Below are 18,510 nucleotides of genomic sequence, written 5' to 3'. Positions count from 1 at the left end.
GAAAGTGTCCTTAATGCCTGAAATATTACTGTTCAGTTACCGCGTCAGGTGTGTTCAGTTTTGAATGGAGGACCCGGGCTTTGATTCCCGGACGAATCCTTTGTAGTCCGGACACAATGACCCGATCGCCAGGGCCTAATCCCGCGGTCACTAGCCATTGATTGCCAACGGCCTTCACGGCGTTTATTTCACGCAGTTGCACCACGTTTTCCGGGTCAAGGATTAGCGCGGTGGCTTTTCCTTGTTCGTTATGCGTAATCCCTTGCTGGGGAACCATCAACACGTTCTGCTGACTGCCTTCGTCCAGCAGCGCCGTGACGTACATGCCGGGTAAAATTTCACCCTCAGGATTGGGAAATACGGCGCGCAGGGTCACCGAACCGGTGGTCTCATCAACGGCGGGATCGGAAAACTCAAGCGTACCGGTATGGCGATAGGGCTTGCCGTTTTCCAGCATCAGTTCAACCGGAATTTTGCCTTGTTGTTGGGCGATTTGGCCGTTGGCTTTCTCTTCTTTCAGGCGAAGAAAGTCTTGTACTGACTGGGTTAAATCAACATAAATCGGATCCAACCGTTGAACGGTGACCAGCGCATTTTCCTGATTGGCAGTGACCAGGGCACCCACGGTCACGGAGGATTTACCGCTGATGCCCTCAATTGGCGAGGTGACATTGGCATAGCGCAGGTTGATAGTGGCTTGCTCAAGCTCCGCTTTAGCAACGGCGACATTGGCCTGTGCTTCATTAAGCTGTGAGCGCGTCGTGTCGTAGTCCTGGCGGCTGACGTAATTGGATTTTATTAACGCTGACTGCCGATTTAATGTCAGACGTATGTTATTGGCCGTCGCCATTGCCTTAGCCAGCGCACCTTTGGCTGAATCCAGTCGCGCCTGCAGCGGGGCAGGATCAATTTGATACAGTGACTCTCCTTTGCTGACTTTATCTCCTTCAATAAAGTTGCGCTTTATGATGATCCCCCCAACCTGAGGGCGAATTTCGGCGATCTCAAATGAAACTGCGCGGCCCGGAAGTTCACTTTTAATATTCACTGAGGAGGGCGCTAAGGTAACAACGCCGACCTCGGGTGCCATGGCGGTGGTTTTTACTGCAGGTTTATTATCGCAGGCGGTGATGATGGCGCTACTAAAGAATAATGGTATCAACAGTAAGCATTTTCTGTTCATTGTAATCCCTGAATAATGTGAAAACACAAAGGTTCTTTTATTGCATGCAGGGTGGAGGAATTGTCGGTAAATAAAAAAAGATGGTCAGGCATGAGAAGGGTAAAGCCCATTTCTTCGCTAAAGAATTAGCGGTTAAAAATTATATGTAACAGGAAGAATACATGTTAAGCGAAGGATCTCATGAAGCTGGATGGCGCAATTAGATAAACGCGAGTTGATGTGGTGGGCGTTGGTTAGCGCCCGACTCCGGAATATATTAGCGCCATCTTACTACTGGGATTATTTCACTAGCTCCGGAGTTACCTGAGTTACTGTGTTGGCGTAGTAGGGGCCTCCCCATATGGGTTCAGGCCAGAACGCGCCATAGCCGTAATCCCACATATTATAGGTGGTGTTGACAGACTCAGTTAAATGCCAGACCTGAATACCCTGTAAATCAACTTTAACAAAGTTATACGGGACCTTGTTGATGAATCCTGACTCATCTCCTTGAATTGTTCCCAAAATAGTCACGAAATGGTTTCTGTAGTTTACCGGATCGAGAAAACCTTTCTGCTGGGCAAGAATTCGTCCCTGATAGCTCGCGTCTATTTGTGGCTTAGCAGAGTCGTTCAGTGGCAAAACGGCGATTTCCAGTAACGTATCCGTTTTGGTGTTAATCACATTGATGACTTTACCACCAAAGCGGGCCTGTTGACCGGTATATAATCCCGGCTGATTATGCACGGAGATAAAGTTTTTTTGTATATCAGGTTGATTATTACCTTTGATATTCTCAGGAATGGAAGCACATGATGCCAGGGTGAAAGCAAGGGCAATAATCATCAACCCTTTTGTTTTTTTCATTTTTACTTTCCTGCTAAAAAAAGACAGGCCTATAGTAAACCTTTGCTCATTATTGTCAGCAAGCATGCTGTTGATTATCTAAAATTAATATAATTGTAGCTTATGGTAATAATAGACTGTGTTGTAGCTGGTCGCTGAATGAGGACTATATTTTCAACGACCATAAAAGCAACGCGTGCAATTGCTCTTGCGCCTCACGCTGGCGGGTGTTAATAAAGCGGGCGATCAATTTGCTGACCGCTATTACCCGACGGAATGACCGCGTTCATTACTCCCGTCACCCAGACGGTAAGCCAGCGCCACCACTAGCGACTGCACCAGGCACAGCGTTGCTGACTGGGAGCGAAACGCGTCAACCTGTGCCTCCTTCACCACAAAGCAGAGATCGCTGAATGTTGCCAGCGGGCTTATCTGGCTGTCGGTAATGACAATCTGGCGCGCGCCTGCATTGGCCGCGGTTTCGCTGACCATCACCGTTTCTTCCGCATAGGGCGAGAAGCTGATCGACACGACGATATCACGTGCTTTGATGCGGTTAATCTGCTCGCGCAGCATCCCGCCCATTCCATCGAGCAAAATAGGGCGACACTCGAGATGGCTCAGGGCATAGGTGAGATAGGCCGCCACGCTAAACGAACGACGCAGACCGGCGATGTAGATGGTGTCGGCTTCTGCCAGTAATTGTACCGCGCGTTCCAGCATTTCTGGTTCGGCACGGGCTGCCAACTGCTGTAGGGCCTGAGTATTCGAACGGGCGAATTCCTGCAAGATATCGAGCGGCGTTTCCGGCACGGCTTCGCTTTCCATCTCACGGAACAGGCGTGCGCGGTCGCTGTAACTGGCAGTTTCCTCCACCAGATTCATACGAAACAGCTGTTTCATTTCGTTAAAGCCGGTGAAATCAAAAGCATTGGCAAAGCGGATCAGCGTCGAGGGAGGCACTCCGGCACGTTCGGCAATGACGGCAACCGTATCAAAGGCCACGCTATTTGTATTATCCAGCACATAGCGGGACACCTGCTGCAGCCTTTTGCTCAGGCCATCGTAGCGATCGCGGATCTGCTGCTGCAGCTCGTTCAGGCTGGTTGCTGTCGTCATTTTACCTCCTGTTGCATAGTTTTATGATTCTAAACGCAAAACCGCGTCTTTGAAATGTCACGCATTCATCTGGCCGTAAAAACGAAACAAAAGCTTCAGTCTAATCGCTTGCTGAAACATTCTGCCAGTACACGTTAATCATGCGATTCCGCTTGTTAACATAAAAATCCATCCTTGATCACATTAATCATTATTTATTTTATTTCAACTTAAAATGGAATGTTTGTTTCATATATAGTACACAGATAACGGCGTTCAGGTAACAATCACGTATCAACAGCGAGAGGTTAAGGATGGAGACAGTAGCGAATTTTATTCATGGCGAATGTGTCACCGGTTCAGGCCAGCGCGTTCAGGCGATCTTCAACCCGGCCACCGGTGAGCAGATCCGCCAGGTGGTGATGAGTTCGACACGGGAAACCGAACAGGCCATCGCGGCAGCGCATGACGCATTCCCCGGTTGGGCGCGGCATTCTCCGCTAAAACGTGCGCGAGTGATGTTCCGCTTTAAGGCGCTGCTGGAACAGAACATGGAAAGGTTGGCTCGCATCATCAGCGAAGAGCATGGCAAGGTGTTCTCTGACGCTGTCGGTGAACTGACGCGCGGCCTGGAAGTGGTGGAGTTTGCCTGTGGCATCCCGCATCTGCAAAAGGGCGAACACTCCGCCAACGTAGGTACCGGCGTCGATAGCCACTCTCTGATGCAACCGCTTGGAGTTTGCGTCGGGATCACGCCGTTTAACTTTCCGGCGATGGTGCCGATGTGGATGTTCCCCATCGCGCTGGCAACCGGAAATTCCTTCGTGCTGAAACCCTCCGAAAAAGACCCTTCTCTCGCGCTGGCGCTGGCGAAACTGATGCAAGAGGCGGGATTACCGGACGGCGTGTTCAACGTGGTACAGGGAGATAAAGAGTCCGTTGACGTGCTGCTTACTGACCCGCGCGTGCAGGCCGTAAGCTTCGTCGGCTCAACGCCGATTGCGGAATATATTTATCAGACGGCCTCGGCTCACGGTAAGCGTTGCCAGGCGTTGGGTGGCGCTAAAAATCACTGTATTTTAATGCCGGATGCTGACATGGATATGGCAACCAACGCCATTATGGGCGCCGCTTACGGCGCGGCGGGTGAACGCTGCATGGCGCTTTCGGTTGTGCTGGCGGTGGGGGATAAAACCGCGGATGAGCTGTGCTCGCGACTGGAAAAACAGATTGCGGCGCTGCGCGTCGGACCGGGGCTTGATCAGACGCCGGAAAACGAAATGGGGCCGCTTATCTCCTCGGCGCACCGTAATAAAGTACTCGGATACATCGACAGCGGGGAATCACAGGGGGCCAGCCTGCGTGTGGATGGTCGGCGTTTTAGCGTTAAAGGCCATGAGCAGGGCTATTTTGTCGGGCCAACCCTGTTTGATAACGTCACGCCGGAAATGACCATCTATAAGGAAGAGATTTTCGGGCCGGTTCTTTCTGTGGTGCGTGTAGCCGATTACAACAGCGCGGTGGAACTGATTAACCGCCATGAATATGGTAACGGCACGGCGATTTTCACGCGCGACGGCGGCTGCGCGCGTCGCTTCTGCGAAGAGGTGCAGGCGGGCATGGTGGGCGTAAACGTGCCTATTCCGGTGCCGATGGCGTTCCACAGCTTCGGCGGCTGGAAGCGTTCGATTTTTGGCGCGCTCAACGTGCATGGTAACGATGGCGTGCGCTTCTACACCCGCATGAAGACCGTCACCGCACGCTGGCCGGAGATGCTGCAAGACACAGGGGCCGCGTTCTCCATGCCAACGCTGGGCTGACAGGAGGGGTTATGCAAACCGAACGTATGACCATGGCTCAGGCGCTGGTCAAATTCCTTAATCAACAATATGTCTGTGTCGATGGTCATGAAACGCCCTTTGTTGAGGGCGTTGCCACCATCTTTGGTCACGGTAATGTGCTCGGTATCGGCCAGGCGCTGGAGCAGGAACCCGGTCATCTGCAGGTAATGCAGGGATGTAATGAGCAGGGAATTGCGCACATGGCGACCGGGTTCGCTAAACAGCATCGACGCCAGCGTATTTTTGCCGTGACGTCGTCGGTTGGACCGGGGGCGGCGAATATGGTGACCGCCGCGGCGACCGCGACGGCGAACCGTATTCCGCTGTTGCTGTTGCCAGGCGATGTCTACGCCAGCCGTCAGCCGGACCCGGTATTGCAGCAAATTGAGCAATTCCATGAGCTTGGCATCAGCACCAACGACTGCTTCCGCCCGGTCTCGCGTTATTGGGATCGGATTAATCGCCCGGAACAGTTAATGAGCGCGATGCTGAACGCGATGCGAACGCTCACTGACCCTGCAGACACTGGCGCAGTTACCCTCTGCCTGCCGCAGGATGTGCAGGGAGAAGCCTGGGACTATCCACTGAGTTTCTTTGCGCGCCGCGTCCATCTGATCGAACGTCGCCCGCCCGACCCGCAGCGTCTGGCGATGGCGCGGGCGCTGATTGCCCGCAAACGCCGTCCGCTGGTGGTGTGCGGTGGCGGGGTACGATATTCCGGCGCGCATGAGGCGTTGCGTGCGTTTGTTGAAACGCTGCAACTACCGTTTGCTGAAACTCAGGCTGGAAAGGGGGCGCTGGTTAGTGACCACCCACTTAACCTCGGAGGCATTGGGGTAACCGGTGGGATGGCCGCCAACCAGCTTGCAACCCGGGCCGATCTGGTGATCGGCATCGGCACGCGACTCACCGACTTTACCACCGGTTCGAAAGCGCTGTTTTCCCATCCGGAGGTTGAGTTCCTGCTGCTGAACGTGGCGGAGTTTGACGCACTGAAGCTTGATGCCACCGCGCTTATCGCCGACGCCCGTACCGGGCTTACGGCATTAACCGAAACGCTGCAAGACTACCGTAGCGATTGGGGGGGCGAGATCGCACAGGCGCAGGCGGCCTGGCGTGATGAGTGCCAACGTTTATGGGATCGCGACTGGCGTCCTGACGATGTTCCCGAAGTGGCAGGGCATCTTGACGCCCAACTGGCGGAATATGGCGACACGCTCAACACGCGGTTGACCCAGACGCGGGTGCTGGGGCTTATCAATCAGCACATCGAAGATAACGCGATTGTCGTGGGCGCCGCCGGATCGCTGCCTGGCGATTTACAACGCATCTGGCAGGTCAAAACCCCGGACAGCTATCACCTGGAATACGGTTACTCCTGTATGGGCTATGAGATTGCGGCTGCTATTGGGGCCAGGCTGGCGAAGCCGCAGCAGCCGGTGTATGCCATGGTGGGGGATGGCTCATACATGATGCTGCATTCCGAACTACAAACTGCCGTTCAGGAAGGGATAAAAGTTACTATCCTGCTGTTTGATAACGCCAGCTTCGGGTGCATTAACAATCTGCAGATGGGGCACGGGATGGGGAGTTTCGGCACGGAAAACCGTCACCGCAACCCGCAAACCGGGAGGCTGGATGGGCCGCTGGTGAAAGTTGATTTTGCCCAGAATGCCGAGAGCTACGGCTGTCGTGCCTGGCGGGTGCATGATGAAAAAAGCCTGCTGGCGGCGCTGGAAGCCTCTCGTGCGCATCCTGGCCCGACGCTGCTGGATATTAAAGTCCTGCCGAAAACCATGACCCACGATTACGCCGCCTGGTGGCGAACCGGTGATGCGCAGGTGGCTGATTCACCGTCGGTGCGCAAAGCCGCTGAGCAGACGTTTGAACAGGTGAAAAACGCTCGTCAGTACTGACGCTGGGTAATGCCGGATGTCGCTGCGCTTATCCGGCCTACAACTACTTCTAACCTGTAGGCCGGATAAGGCGTTCGCGCCGTCATCCGGCAACCTGCAACAACGAAATTTTCATTTCATTTTTCCTGCCCCTTCATCCTTCGCCTCCTTCCTGAACGGAAGGGGGCTAATTCCTTCATCTTTCCTGTCTTTATGTTGTGATATTGATAACAAATTTTATCTCGTTCATCTCAAAAGTGTTAACTTGCACTCAAAAACATAATTTTCACTATTTATAAAAATGAAATAAATGTTTTATTTAAGGGGTCGTTAGTTCATCGCATTCACCAACACCGGGAGCCGTTATGTTTAACATTGCTTTACTGGGCGCTGGCCGAATTGGCCAGGTACATGCAGCTAACATTGCCAGTCACAGTGCCACCACCCTCTGGTCCGTCGTCGACCCGAATCAGGAATTTGCCACCCGTCTTGCCACTCAGTACCAGGCTCGTCTGCAAAGCCTGAATGAGGCGATGGCGGATCCTAATGTTCACGCCGTACTGATCGCCTCCGCGACCGATACCCATGCGGATCTGATTGAACTGGCCGCTCGTCATGGCAAAGCCATCTTCTGTGAAAAGCCGGTCCACCTGGATCTGGCCCGCGTACGCGACTGTCTGAAAGTGGTCAAAGAGTACGACGTACCGTTGTTCATCGGCTTCAACCGCCGCTTCGATCCACAGTTCCGCCGTGTGAAAACGGATGCACTGGCCGGGCGTATCGGTAAGCCGGAATCGCTGCTGATAATCTCCCGCGATCCGTCGCCGCCGCCTGCGGAATATGTGCGCGTGTCTGGCGGTATGTTTCGCGATATGACCATCCACGATTTTGATATGGCGCGCTTTATCATGGGCGAAGAGCCGGTTTCTGTGTATGCCCAGGGCAGTAACCTGGTCGATCCGGCGATTGGCGAGGCGGGCGATATCGACACCGCGTTCATCGTACTGAAATATGCCTCCGGCGCGATGGCGACCATCGTCAACAGCCGCCGCTCCTCCTACGGCTACGACCAGCGCCTTGAGCTACACGGCTCTGAAGGGCTGCTGTGCGCGGGCAATATTCTCGAAAACCAGGTGCAACACTACGCGAAGACAGGCTGCACCAGCGCGTTACCTGAACACTTCTTCTTGCAGCGTTATAAATCGGCCTATGCCGCGGAATGGGAACACTTTGTTGCGGTTCTGCGCGGCGAAGCAGTCCCTGATTGCAGCGGGGACGATGGTGAGCGTGCGCTGTATCTGGCGGATAAAGCGCTGGAGTCACTGCATAGCCAACGTGAAGTTCTCCTCTGATTGTCACCACAACCTACCCTACACAGAGAGACATAATAATGAAAAAACTGATCTTAGCTGTCCTCATCGCCATGACATCCGGGGCAGCCATTGCTGAAAATGAGCAAATTGTTTTCAGTACGCCAAACCTGGCGATGCCATTTGAAGTTCACATGCAGCGTACGGCGGTGAAAGCCGCAAAAGAGATGGGCGTGAATTTACAGGTCCTGGACGGGCAAGGTAGCTCGCCAAAACAGGTCGCTGACCTGGAAAACGCCATCACCCGTGGTGCACAGGGTTTTATCGTTTCGCCGAACGATGTCAACGCGGTGTCCAGTGCGGTAGATGAAATTCAGGATGCGAAACTGCCCGTTGTTACCCTCGACCGCTCCGTTGACAGCCAGAAAAAAGTGCCGCACTTCGGCGCGAACAACTACAAAGGCGGCCAGGCGATTGGCGACTTTGTCAAAACCAAATTCCCTGACGGGGCGGACATCATTCTGCTGACCGGCCAGCCGGGCTCCTCCTCCAACATTGAACGTACCAAAGGCATTCGCGACAGCCTGAAGGCGGGCGGTGAAAAGTACAAGATTGTCGCCGATCAGACCGGAAACTGGATGCGTTCTGAAGGGATGCGCATTGTCGAAAGCGTGCTGCCTTCGCTGCCGAAACGTCCGCAGGTGATCCTCTCAGCTAACGACGATATGGCGCTGGGCGCGATTGAAGCATTGCAAGGACAAGGGCTGAAACCGGGTGAGGTTCTGGTTACGGGCTTCGATGCCGTGCCCGAAGCGCTGGCGCGCGTGCGCGAGGGCTGGCTGGCGGTGACGGCGGATCAGCGTCCGGGATTTGCGGTGAAAACGGCCATGACCCAGTTGGTGAATAACGTACGGGAGAAGACCGCGATAACCGGGGCTGACTATCCGCCAACGCTTATCACCAAAGAGAACCTGCAGCAGGCCGAGCGTATTAGTGAGGCCGGTAACTGATTCAGTGTATTTTCGCAGCCGCCGCGTAAGTGGCGGCTCACTATGAGGAGGAGCAGACCGATGTCGCAACCCTTACTGAAAGTGACTGACCTGGCGAAAAGCTTTTCCGGCGTCTGGGCGCTGAGCAGCGCGCAACTGACCGTCGGAGCAGGCGAAATTCATGCGCTGTTAGGTGAGAACGGCGCCGGAAAATCGACTCTGCTGAAAGCGCTGGCGGGTGCGCAGCCGCAAACGCGCGGGGATATCTGGTTTAACGGCGAAACGTTGCCGGTAGAGGACTCTCCGGTAGAGCGGCAGAACAAGGGCATTATCACTATTTATCAGGAATTTAATCTGCTGCCGAATATGACCGTCGCCGAGAATATGTTTCTCGGGCGTGAACCGCGCAAACGCAATCTGATTGTTGACGAAAAGGCGGTGAATCAGGAGGCGCAGGTAATTCTGGATTATCTGCAACTGAACGTTGCGCCAACCACGGCCGTGGCCCGACTGAGCGTGGCGCAGCAGCAAATGGTGGAAATTGCGCGGGCGCTGACGTTGAACGCAAAGCTCATCATTATGGACGAACCTTCCGCCGCGTTGAGCGACAGCGAAGTAGAAAGTCTGCACCGGGTGGTGCGGGAACTTAAAGGGCGTGGCGTGAGCATTATCTATGTGACCCATCGCCTGCATGAAGTGTTTCAACTCTGCGACCAGTTCACCGTTTTCCAGGATGGGCGTTTTACCGGAAACGGCGCAGTTGCGCAGACCACCGTTGAACAGTTGATCCGACTGATGGTTGGGCGCGATGTGGCCTTTAATCGCCGCCCGGCCAGCGAAACTCACCATGAAGATAAACCTGTGCGTCTGGCGGTGAAGGGGCTTAGCCGCGAAAAGCCGCCGCTGGATCCGCATGGTATCGCACTCCATGACATTAGCTTCCATGTTCATGCCGGAGAAGTGTTAGGCATTGCCGGGCTGGTTGGCGCCGGGCGTACCGAAGTGGCCCGCTGCCTGTTTGGCGCCGACGGTTTTACTTCCGGCAGCTTTGAACTTGATGGCGTGCCCTATCAGCCGCGCGATCCGCTGTTTGCGCTGGATCAGGGGCTGGCGCTGGTACCTGAAGATCGTAAAAAAGAGGGCGCGGTGCTTGGGCTGTCGATCCGTGACAACCTGTCGCTCTCCAGCCTCTCGTCACTGCTGCACTGGCGCTGGTTTGTGAATACCCGTAAAGAGGATGCCCTGATCGAATCTTACCGCCAGGCGCTACAGATCAAAATGGTCAACAGCGCGCAGGAGGTACGCAAACTCTCCGGCGGGAACCAGCAAAAAGTGATCCTTGCACGCTGCATGGCGCTTAATCCTCGGGTGTTGATCGTGGATGAACCGACGCGCGGCATCGATGTTGGCACCAAATCAGAAGTCCATCAGGTGCTGTTTGATATGGCGAAAAAGGGCGTGGCGGTGATCGTGATCTCCTCCGATCTGCCGGAAGTCATGGCGGTTTCCGATCGGATCATCACGCTGAGTGAGGGCCGGGTGACTGGCGAGATCCACGGTGACGACGCCAATGAAGAGCGGCTAATGACGATGATGGCCATCAACCACAACGCCCTGAATGCGGCATAACGGAGTGATTCATGACGCAGATTATTTCTAAAACGCAGGTTCCTGCCAAACGCGGCGGACGTCTTGATCCCATTGCCTTTTTTGAGCGCTTTGGGGTACTGATTTTCATGATCCTGCTGCTGATTTTCTTTCAGTTGCAGAACAGCAACTTTCTTTCTGAACGCAATATTTTCAACATCCTGACCGAAGTTTCCATCTACGGGATCATGGCTGTGGGGATGACGTTTGTCATTCTGACCGCTGGGATCGATCTGTCGGTGGGTTCCATCCTGGCGGTCTGTGCTATGACCGCCGCGTATGTGATTAAGGGCGACAACTTCACTACCGTTGACCCGAATGCCTGGGGCGGCATGAGCTGGCTGATTGGCCTTGGGATCTGTATGGCTATGGGGACCGCGATTGGTTTCCTGCATGGCCTCGGTGTGACCCGCCTGCGTCTGCCGCCGTTTATCGTCACCCTCGGTGGGATGACTATCTGGCGCGGCCTGACGCTGGTGATTAACGACGGCGCGCCGATTGCCGGTTTTGACGCGGGTTACCGCTGGTGGGGGCGAGGCGAACTGCTCGGTATCTCCATTCCAATCTGGATATTCGCGTTGGTGGCCGTAGGCGGTTATCTGGCGCTGCATAAAACCCGCTGGGGGCGCTTCGTGTACGCCATCGGCGGCAACCCGGAGGCGGCACGTCTGGCAGGGGTTAACGTGAAGCGCGTGCTGGTGAGCGTCTACGTGTTAATTGGCTGTCTGGCAGGGTTGGCGGGCTTCATTCTCAGCGCGCGGTTGGGCAGTGCGGAAGCAGTGGCCGGGATCTCGTTCGAGCTGCGCGTCATCGCTTCGGTAGTCATTGGCGGCACCTCGCTGATGGGCGGCTACGGGCGTATCGGCGGCACCATTATCGGCTCGATCATCATGGGCATCCTGATTAACGGTCTGGTGCTGATGAACGTTTCGGCTTACTACCAACAAATTATTACCGGCTTAATTATCGTTCTGGCGGTGGCGTTCGATACCTACGCCAAGAGCCGTCGCGGCGCACTGTGAGGATCATGATGAAAGAGGTTCGTATTGGATTGATTGGCACCGGGTATATCGGCAAGGCGCATGCCATCGCCTATGCCCAGGCCCCGACGGTGTTTAACCTGCGCGGCAAATTGGTGCGTGAAATGGTGGCGGAAGTCTCGCCGGAGCTGGCGGCCGAGCGGGCGCAGGCGTTTGGCTTCAATCGCTCAACCGGAGACTGGCGTGCGCTGGTGGCTGATCCGGCCATTGATGTCGTGGATATCTGCTCACCCAACCATCTGCATAAAGAGATGGCGCTGGAAGCGATTCGCCATGGCAAGCATGTGTACTCAGAAAAGCCGCTGGCGCTGAACGCCCACGACGCACGTGAAATGGTTGAGGCCGCAAAACGGGCGGGGGTGAAAACGCTGGTGGGATTCAACTACATGAAGAACCCAACGGCGCAACTGGCGAAAGAGATTATTGCGCGCGGTGAGATTGGCGAGGTGATCCATTTCTACGGCACCCACAACGAAGACTACATGGCCGATCCCCTTGCGCCTATCCACTGGCACTGTTTTAAAGAGACCGCCGGACTTGGGGCGCTTGGCGATCTGGCGGCGCATATCGTCAATATGGCGCAGTACCTGGTGGGGGATATTCAGCAGGTCTGCGGCGACCTGAAGATTGTGGTGCCACAGCGTCCAGCGCAGGTTGGTTCCTCGCAAATGGTGACGGTAGAAAACGAAGATCAGGCTCACGCAATGGTGCGCTTCGCGGGCGGCGCGCAAGGGGTGATTGAAACCTCCCGCGTGGCTTGTGGCCGCAAGATGGGGTTGTCGTATGTGATTACCGGGACCAAAGGGACTATCAGTTTTACCCAGGAGCGTATGGCCGAGCTGAAGCTCTATCTGCATGACGATCCGGTCAACCGCCAGGGATTTCGTACTTTGCTGGTTGGCCCGGCACACCCGGACTACGGCGCATTTTGCATGGGGGCCGGGCATGGTATCGGTTTTAACGACCAGAAAACCGTGGAAGTACGTGACCTGGTGGACGGTATTGCCGCCGATGCGCCGCTGTGGCCGGACTTTGAAGAGGGCTGGAAGGTGTCGCGCGTGCTCGACGCTATCGCACTCTCGCACCAGGAAGGCCGCTGGCTGAACGTGAACGACATTGTCTGAAGAGGTATCAACGTGGAAAAGCAGTTTGATGTGATATGCATGGGCCGCGTGGCGGTTGACCTCTACAGTCAGCAAATTGGCGCGCGCCTGGAAGATGTGTCGAGCTTTGCCAAATATCTTGGCGGCTCGTCCGGCAATGTGGCTTACGGCACGGCACGCCAGGGATTGCGCTCCTCAATGCTGGCGCGGGTTGGCGACGAACATATGGGACGTTTCCTGCGTGAAGAATTAAGCCAGGTAGGCTGCGATACCAGCCATCTGATCACTGATAAAGACCGCCTGACGGCGCTGGTGCTACTCGGCATTAAAGACCGGGACACCTTCCCACTGATTTTTTACCGTGATAACTGCGCGGATATGGCGATTACCGCCAGCGATGTTGATGAACAGTACATCGCTTCTGCTCGTTGTCTTGCCATCACCGGGACGCATCTCTCTCATCCACAAACCCGCGAGGCGGTGTTGACGGCGCTCGCTTACGCCCGGCGTCACGGCGTGCGTACGGCGCTGGATATCGACTATCGCCCGGTGCTGTGGGGGCTTACTTCCTTAGGCGACGGCGAAACACGTTTTATCGCCGCCGATCAGGTCACTCGCCAGTTACAGGAGGTGTTGCATCTTTTTGATGTGATTGTTGGCACTGAAGAGGAGTTTCATATCGCGGGCGGCAGTACCGATACGCTGCTGGCGCTGGCGCAGGTTCGCGGTGTGAGTCACGCGACGCTGGTCTGCAAGCGCGGTGCGCTCGGCTGCTCGGTGTATACCGACGCGATCCCGCCCCGGCTTGACGATGGCCTGACGGTGACAGGCGTGCGCGTGGAGGTGCTGAACGTGCTGGGGGCGGGGGATGCGTTTATGTCCGGTCTGCTGCGCGGCTATCTCAACGATGAGGGATGGGAGCAGGCATGCCGCTATGCCAACGCCTGCGGTGCGCTGGTGGTGTCGCGTCACGGCTGTGCGCCGGCGATGCCGAGCAAAGTTGAGCTTGATGATTATCTTTCTCGCGCTGCAGAGGTTCCACGTCCGGATCTCGATCCGCATCTCAACCATTTGCATCGCGTGACGACCCGTCGCCGTGCATGGCCGGAACTGTGCGTGATGGCCTTCGATCACCGCAGTCAGCTTGAAGAGATGGCGCTGCAGTGCGGCGCATCCCTGAAACGTATTCCGGCATTGAAACAGCTTATTTTGCAGGCCAGCCGTGAAGCGGCCAACAGCGCCGGGCTGGAGGGCAAGGCCGGGCTGCTGTGCGATGGTACGTTTGGTCAGGATGCGCTGAATTCGATAACCGGAGAGGGATGGTGGATCGGGCGCCCTATCGAACTGCCGGGATCGCGTCCGCTGGAGATGGAGCACGGCAATATAGGTTCGCAGCTCATCAGTTGGCCGCAGGAGCATGTGGTGAAGTGTCTGGTTTTTTTCCATCCGGAAGATGCCCACGCGCTGCGTCTGGAACAAGAACAGAAGATTACCGAAGTGTACCGCGCCTGCTGCCAGTCCGGGCATGAACTGCTGTTGGAGGTGATTTTGCCCGCCAGTATGCCGCGCAGTGATGAACTGTATTTGCGCGCCATTTCCCGCTTCTACAACTTAGGTGTTTACCCGGACTGGTGGAAACTCCCGCCGCTCACTTCTGCTGGCTGGAGCTCGCTGAGTGAAATTATCGCGCGACGTGACCCGCACTGCCGTGGCGTGGTGATCCTCGGGCTGGATGCTCCGGCTGAGCAACTGCGCGCTGATTTCAAAGCGGCTGCGGGCCACGGGGTGGTGAAAGGGTTTGCTGTGGGACGCACGCTGTTCGGCGACGCTTCCCGCGCGTGGTTGAAACACGATATTGACGATGCGCAGCTGGTGGCGCGCATTAAAGATAACTACCTGCAGCTTATCGCCTGGTGGCGCGAGCGCGGACAAGCATAATTCAGGAGAAGATGATGACGGTACAATTAGGTATTAATCCACTGACATGGACGAATGACGATCTTCCTTCACTGGGCGCTGAGACGTCGCTTGATACGTGTCTGAGCGAGGGCAAAGAGGCTGGATTTGCTGGCTTCGAACTGGGCAACAAATTCCCGCGTGAGGCGCGACTGCTCGGCCCCATTTTGCAGCGCCACGACCTGCAACTGGTTTCCGGCTGGTACTCCGGACGTCTGCTGGAACGCAGCGTGGAGGAGGAGATTGCCGCCGTGCAATCGCACCTGACGTTACTGCGCGAACTGGGCGCGAAGGTGCTGGTATTTGCCGAAGTCAGTGGCTGCATTCACGGCGAGCAGCAGACGCCGGTGCATCTGCGTCCGCGTTTTCCGCAGGCCCGCTGGCAAGAGTATGGCGAGAAGCTCACCGAATTTGCCCGCTACACGCAGCAGCAGGGAGTCCAGATTGCTTATCACCATCATATGGGCACGGTGATTGAGTCTGCTGAGGATGTGGATAATCTGATGACGCATACCGGTGATGAAGTTGGGTTACTGCTCGACACCGGACATTTGACCTTCGCCGGGGCCGATCCGCTGGCGGTAGCGCAGCGCTGGGCGTCGCGTATCAACCATGTTCACTGCAAAGACGTGCGCGCCGACGTGCTGGCGGATGTCAAAAATCGCAAAACCAGCTTCCTTGATGCGGTACTGAGCGGGGTCTTCACCGTGCCGGGCGACGGCTGCGTTGACTATCCGCCGATCATGGCCTTGCTGAAGGAGAATCGGTATCAGGGTTGGTTAGTCGTGGAGGCGGAGCAGGATCCGGCCATCGCGCACCCGCTGACGTATGCGCGTCTGGGTTATAACAACCTTAGCCGTCTGGCGCGTGATGCCGGGCTTATCTGAGGAGGTGACATGTCACGTTTATTATCACGCTGGCAGCAGCCGGACGCGCAAGGGTGTACGCAGTCGGTGACGCCTGAAGCTGCTGGCTGGGGATATGTCGGCTTTAGAGCGTATGAACTGGAGGAAGGGCAGCAGTTGACGTTGCCTGCTGTCAGCGAAGAACGCTGTCTGGTACTGGTCGCTGGACGCGCGACCATCACCACGCCGGGCGCAACCTTTACGGATATCGGCGAGCGGATGAGCCCGTTTGAACGCATCAAACCGTGGGCGGTGTATGTCACTTCTGGCGAGGCAATACAGGTCCAGGCGGTGACCAGACTGGAGCTGGCAGTTTGCGCTGCACCAGGAAAAGGAACCTACCCGACGCGGCTGATTGCACCTAAGGATATCGATGGTGAAGCGCGCGGCAAAGGCCATAACCAGCGTTACGTGCATAACATCTTACCGGAAGATAAACCTGCTGATAGCTTGTTGGTGGTGGAGGTGTGGACCAATGAAGGCTGCACCAGTTCTTACCCAAGCCATAAGCATGACGCCGATAATCCTCCTCACGAAACGTATCTGGAAGAGACCTACTACCATCGGCTCAACCCGCCGCAGGGATTTTGTATGCAGCGGGTATACACCGACGACAGGTCGCTCGATGAGTGTATGGCGGTCTACAACCGCGACGTGGTGATGGTGCCAAAAGGGTACCACCCGGTGGCCACCCTGGCGGGATATGACAGCTACTACCTTAATGTGATGGCGGGTCCGGTACGCAAATGGATGTTTACCTGGGAAGACGATCACGCGTGGATTAACAGCGATTATCCGGTTGAGAGATAGGATGAAAGCGTGTGGCGACAGTGAATCGCCACACGTGGAGTCAGGGCCCGTGCGTTGCCGTGGCCCTGCACTGGTTTAACCGCAGGAACAGACTGAGACAGGGAGCCAATGCTGGATGGCGGCTCACTCCTACAATTTACTGACGCAGACGTTTGTGGGCGAAAAGGTATTGCCTAACAGATAGGCATTATTCATTTTATACATTTGCGCACGTTTTCCGGGCGTGAACGGATCGTAGATATTATGGGTAAACATCTCATCCGACACATTATCCAGACTGTGTTTACTCATTTTCATGTCTTCCAAAAACACAACGCCTTTGTCTCCTATGCGGTAATTAAAACTGACGGAGCGTTGCAGGATAAGCCGATGTCCTGGACGGTTGTCTGCTGGTGGCGTCGTGGTAATAATTCCAGAAAAATCAAGGACGCCGGTGTTATCTTTTTGCAACTGGAGCATCAGGCTACCGTCGTATTTCCCGCCCCCGGGTAGTTCGGGGAGTGAGAGTGTTGAAACGCAATGCACGCTTATCCCCTGATTAACTGTAATGAGCGCAATTCCATTCGCGCTCAACAAGGCGCTGACGGCGACCAGAACGGCGGCTCCTGCAAGTAATATCTTAGTTTTATATTTAGTATTCATGGATATAAAGGTCCTTGCATCCAGCAAACTTTGTTTTTTCTACATTATTGAAAGTGCAGCGGGATAAAAATACACGACCTTTTTCGCCGTAGACGTACAGATCGTCAGGCTGGAAAATAAACAATGCGCCAGCCAGACACTTCAGGTGTAAATCAGCCATTTTTTGTGCTTTTTCAAGCTTTGCGGTCGCTACTTCTCGCGAGCTTTCAAAAACGGTATAGACCGGACAGAGGTCGATATTGCCAAGTTTATACAGGTGTACATCGGGAAGATTGGTTTTAGCGCTGTTAAACAATGTGTTGACTGGGTAAAGAAGCATGATTAAGGAGATGCCCCCAGCAGCTAACAACATCATTTTTACGCGTTTAGACAGGGAAGGCGTGGCTTTCGGCGGTGCAAGGGAAGTCACGGTAACTGAAGGCGGTTCTTCAATGGTGGCTACCAGCCCTTCAGCGATGAAAAAGCCGACCCGCGGCACGGTTTGAATAATCTCATGTTCACAACCGAGTTCCTGTAATCCTTTACGAATCAAAGAAATATATTGGCTTAACGAATTATTTGAGGCCTGCAGACCATTTTTGTCCCAGACATTGGTAAACATCTCTTCTCTCGAGACCACTTTTCCTTCCTGCTCGAGGAGATAGGTGAAGATCCTGTTTGCTGTAATAGACAGGGTAAGGGCGTTATCCGACGGATTCAGACTGGCCAAAACGCCATCATCAGTTCTGAATGTAACTTCATTGTTAATTAGATATTTCATTTTTTCATCATTAACAGAGTATTACTTAATTATAAACCATAGTGGTATTTCTTCTTCACTACAGGAGCGCGGGATGTTACAAGTCCGAAGCATGAGGAGGGGCGTTTCATTTTAGCATCGTAAAGGACACTCCCGGCATAAAAAACCATGAAATTACTCATTTTAAGTATAAATACCTGCTTCATTTTGATGAAATTATAAGAGCGCTACTATTTTCAGATAGACCACTATATTCATTCACCGGTTTGATAACTCCGTAATTCTGGGTCGCTAGTTGATTTACAAATTGTCGGTAGCTTAGTAGATGGCAATTTTTATAATGAGAAAACGATAAATTACTTAAGTAAAATAATCGAAAAATAGTATGGTATCAAGAGTCTTAAACAATAATTAGAAACGGGTTGAGATTTTTAACTTATTACGGTCAATTCCTGATGGTACAGATTTCCCGGAACTTGCTTATCGCGAAGTTGTGTTTTTTGATTGACTGTAACTCTCTTTCTCGC

The 18,510-nt window shown here is 54.4% G+C and carries 15 protein-coding genes; 10 read left to right on the top strand and 5 right to left on the bottom strand.

The window, feature by feature from the left end:
• Positions 1-25 precede the first annotated feature (25 nt).
• From LA337_17635 to LA337_17625, 3 genes are all read right to left on the bottom strand, one after another.
• Positions 26-1,183 (bottom strand): efflux RND transporter periplasmic adaptor subunit, encoded by a 1,158-nt coding sequence (locus LA337_17635; GenBank protein ID UBI14975.1) that lies wholly within the window; start codon positions 1,181-1,183, stop codon positions 26-28.
• 279 nt (positions 1,184-1,462) lie between these two features.
• Entirely contained in the window at positions 1,463-2,029 is a 567-nt protein-coding gene (locus LA337_17630) for a Slp family lipoprotein (protein UBI14974.1), read from the bottom strand.
• A gap of 243 nt (positions 2,030-2,272) precedes the next feature.
• Positions 2,273-3,127, bottom strand: a complete 855-nt coding sequence (locus tag LA337_17625) for a MurR/RpiR family transcriptional regulator (GenBank protein UBI14973.1) — start codon at positions 3,125-3,127, stop codon at positions 2,273-2,275.
• A gap of 293 nt (positions 3,128-3,420) precedes the next feature.
• On the opposite strand from LA337_17625, the gene LA337_17620 reads away from it, so the two are divergent.
• The 10 genes from LA337_17620 to iolB all read left to right on the top strand — a co-directional run bounded on the left by LA337_17620 (position 3,421) and on the right by iolB (position 16,602).
• Positions 3,421-4,926 carry a CoA-acylating methylmalonate-semialdehyde dehydrogenase gene (locus LA337_17620; GenBank protein ID UBI14972.1) on the top strand — a complete coding sequence of 502 codons (1,506 nt, stop codon included), beginning with the start codon at positions 3,421-3,423 and terminating at the stop codon, positions 4,924-4,926.
• Positions 4,927-4,937: 11 nt separating this feature from the next.
• Positions 4,938-6,863, top strand: a complete 1,926-nt coding sequence (gene iolD / locus LA337_17615; GenBank protein UBI14971.1) for a 3D-(3,5/4)-trihydroxycyclohexane-1,2-dione acylhydrolase (decyclizing) — start codon at positions 4,938-4,940, stop codon at positions 6,861-6,863.
• Between the two features lie 344 nt (positions 6,864-7,207).
• Positions 7,208-8,194 carry an inositol 2-dehydrogenase gene (gene iolG / locus LA337_17610; GenBank protein ID UBI14970.1) on the top strand — a complete coding sequence of 329 codons (987 nt, stop codon included), beginning with the start codon at positions 7,208-7,210 and terminating at the stop codon, positions 8,192-8,194.
• 38 nt (positions 8,195-8,232) lie between these two features.
• Entirely contained in the window at positions 8,233-9,162 is a 930-nt protein-coding gene (locus tag LA337_17605) for a sugar ABC transporter substrate-binding protein (protein UBI14969.1), read from the top strand.
• Positions 9,163-9,222: 60 nt separating this feature from the next.
• On the top strand, positions 9,223-10,770 hold the full coding sequence (locus LA337_17600) for a sugar ABC transporter ATP-binding protein (protein ID UBI14968.1): 1,548 nt from the start codon (positions 9,223-9,225) through the stop codon (positions 10,768-10,770).
• Between the two features lie 11 nt (positions 10,771-10,781).
• A complete protein-coding gene (locus LA337_17595; GenBank protein UBI14967.1) occupies positions 10,782-11,810 on the top strand; it encodes an ABC transporter permease in 1,029 nt (342 codons plus the stop codon).
• Between the two features lie 8 nt (positions 11,811-11,818).
• Entirely contained in the window at positions 11,819-12,952 is a 1,134-nt protein-coding gene (locus tag LA337_17590) for a Gfo/Idh/MocA family oxidoreductase (protein ID UBI18506.1), read from the top strand.
• 12 nt (positions 12,953-12,964) lie between these two features.
• Complete coding sequence (gene iolC, locus LA337_17585; protein UBI14966.1) at positions 12,965-14,869, top strand: 5-dehydro-2-deoxygluconokinase; 1,905 nt, start codon at positions 12,965-12,967, stop codon at positions 14,867-14,869.
• Between the two features lie 14 nt (positions 14,870-14,883).
• Positions 14,884-15,774: a myo-inosose-2 dehydratase gene (gene iolE / locus LA337_17580; GenBank protein UBI18505.1), complete on the top strand. Its 891-nt coding sequence runs from the start codon at positions 14,884-14,886 to the stop codon at positions 15,772-15,774.
• 9 nt (positions 15,775-15,783) lie between these two features.
• Entirely contained in the window at positions 15,784-16,602 is an 819-nt protein-coding gene (gene iolB / locus LA337_17575) for a 5-deoxy-glucuronate isomerase (protein UBI14965.1), read from the top strand.
• A gap of 129 nt (positions 16,603-16,731) precedes the next feature.
• Here the strand turns inward: iolB and LA337_17570 are convergent, their stop codons facing one another.
• Positions 16,732-17,244 (bottom strand): hypothetical protein, encoded by a 513-nt coding sequence (locus tag LA337_17570; protein ID UBI14964.1) that lies wholly within the window; start codon positions 17,242-17,244, stop codon positions 16,732-16,734.
• The gene (locus tag LA337_17565) at positions 17,234-18,004 is read right to left on the bottom strand and encodes a winged helix-turn-helix domain-containing protein (protein UBI14963.1); all 771 of its coding nucleotides are present in this window, start codon (positions 18,002-18,004) and stop codon (positions 17,234-17,236) included. The genes LA337_17570 and LA337_17565 overlap by 11 nt, the downstream gene beginning before the upstream one ends.
• Positions 18,005-18,510: the final 506 nt, after the last annotated feature.

Source organism: Citrobacter europaeus (genome assembly GCA_020099315.1).
Taxonomy (GTDB): Bacteria; Pseudomonadota; Gammaproteobacteria; order Enterobacterales; family Enterobacteriaceae; genus Citrobacter; species Citrobacter europaeus.
This window is presented reverse-complemented; position numbering and strand designations above follow the sequence as displayed.

Coding starts and splice junctions, on each gene's coding strand:
- LA337_17635 (UBI14975.1), bottom strand. CDS start 1,183: ATGAACAGAAAATGCTTACTGTTGATACCATTATTCTTTAGTAGCGCC.
- LA337_17630 (UBI14974.1), bottom strand. CDS start 2,029: ATGAAAAAAACAAAAGGGTTGATGATTATTGCCCTTGCTTTCACCCTG.
- LA337_17625 (UBI14973.1), bottom strand. CDS start 3,127: ATGACGACAGCAACCAGCCTGAACGAGCTGCAGCAGCAGATCCGCGAT.
- LA337_17620 (UBI14972.1), top strand. CDS start 3,421: ATGGAGACAGTAGCGAATTTTATTCATGGCGAATGTGTCACCGGTTCA.
- iolD (UBI14971.1), top strand. CDS start 4,938: ATGCAAACCGAACGTATGACCATGGCTCAGGCGCTGGTCAAATTCCTT.
- iolG (UBI14970.1), top strand. CDS start 7,208: ATGTTTAACATTGCTTTACTGGGCGCTGGCCGAATTGGCCAGGTACAT.
- LA337_17605 (UBI14969.1), top strand. CDS start 8,233: ATGAAAAAACTGATCTTAGCTGTCCTCATCGCCATGACATCCGGGGCA.
- LA337_17600 (UBI14968.1), top strand. CDS start 9,223: ATGTCGCAACCCTTACTGAAAGTGACTGACCTGGCGAAAAGCTTTTCC.
- LA337_17595 (UBI14967.1), top strand. CDS start 10,782: ATGACGCAGATTATTTCTAAAACGCAGGTTCCTGCCAAACGCGGCGGA.
- LA337_17590 (UBI18506.1), top strand. CDS start 11,819: ATGAAAGAGGTTCGTATTGGATTGATTGGCACCGGGTATATCGGCAAG.
- iolE (UBI18505.1), top strand. CDS start 14,884: ATGACGGTACAATTAGGTATTAATCCACTGACATGGACGAATGACGAT.
- iolB (UBI14965.1), top strand. CDS start 15,784: ATGTCACGTTTATTATCACGCTGGCAGCAGCCGGACGCGCAAGGGTGT.
- LA337_17570 (UBI14964.1), bottom strand. CDS start 17,244: ATGAATACTAAATATAAAACTAAGATATTACTTGCAGGAGCCGCCGTT.
- LA337_17565 (UBI14963.1), bottom strand. CDS start 18,004: ATGAAATATCTAATTAACAATGAAGTTACATTCAGAACTGATGATGGC.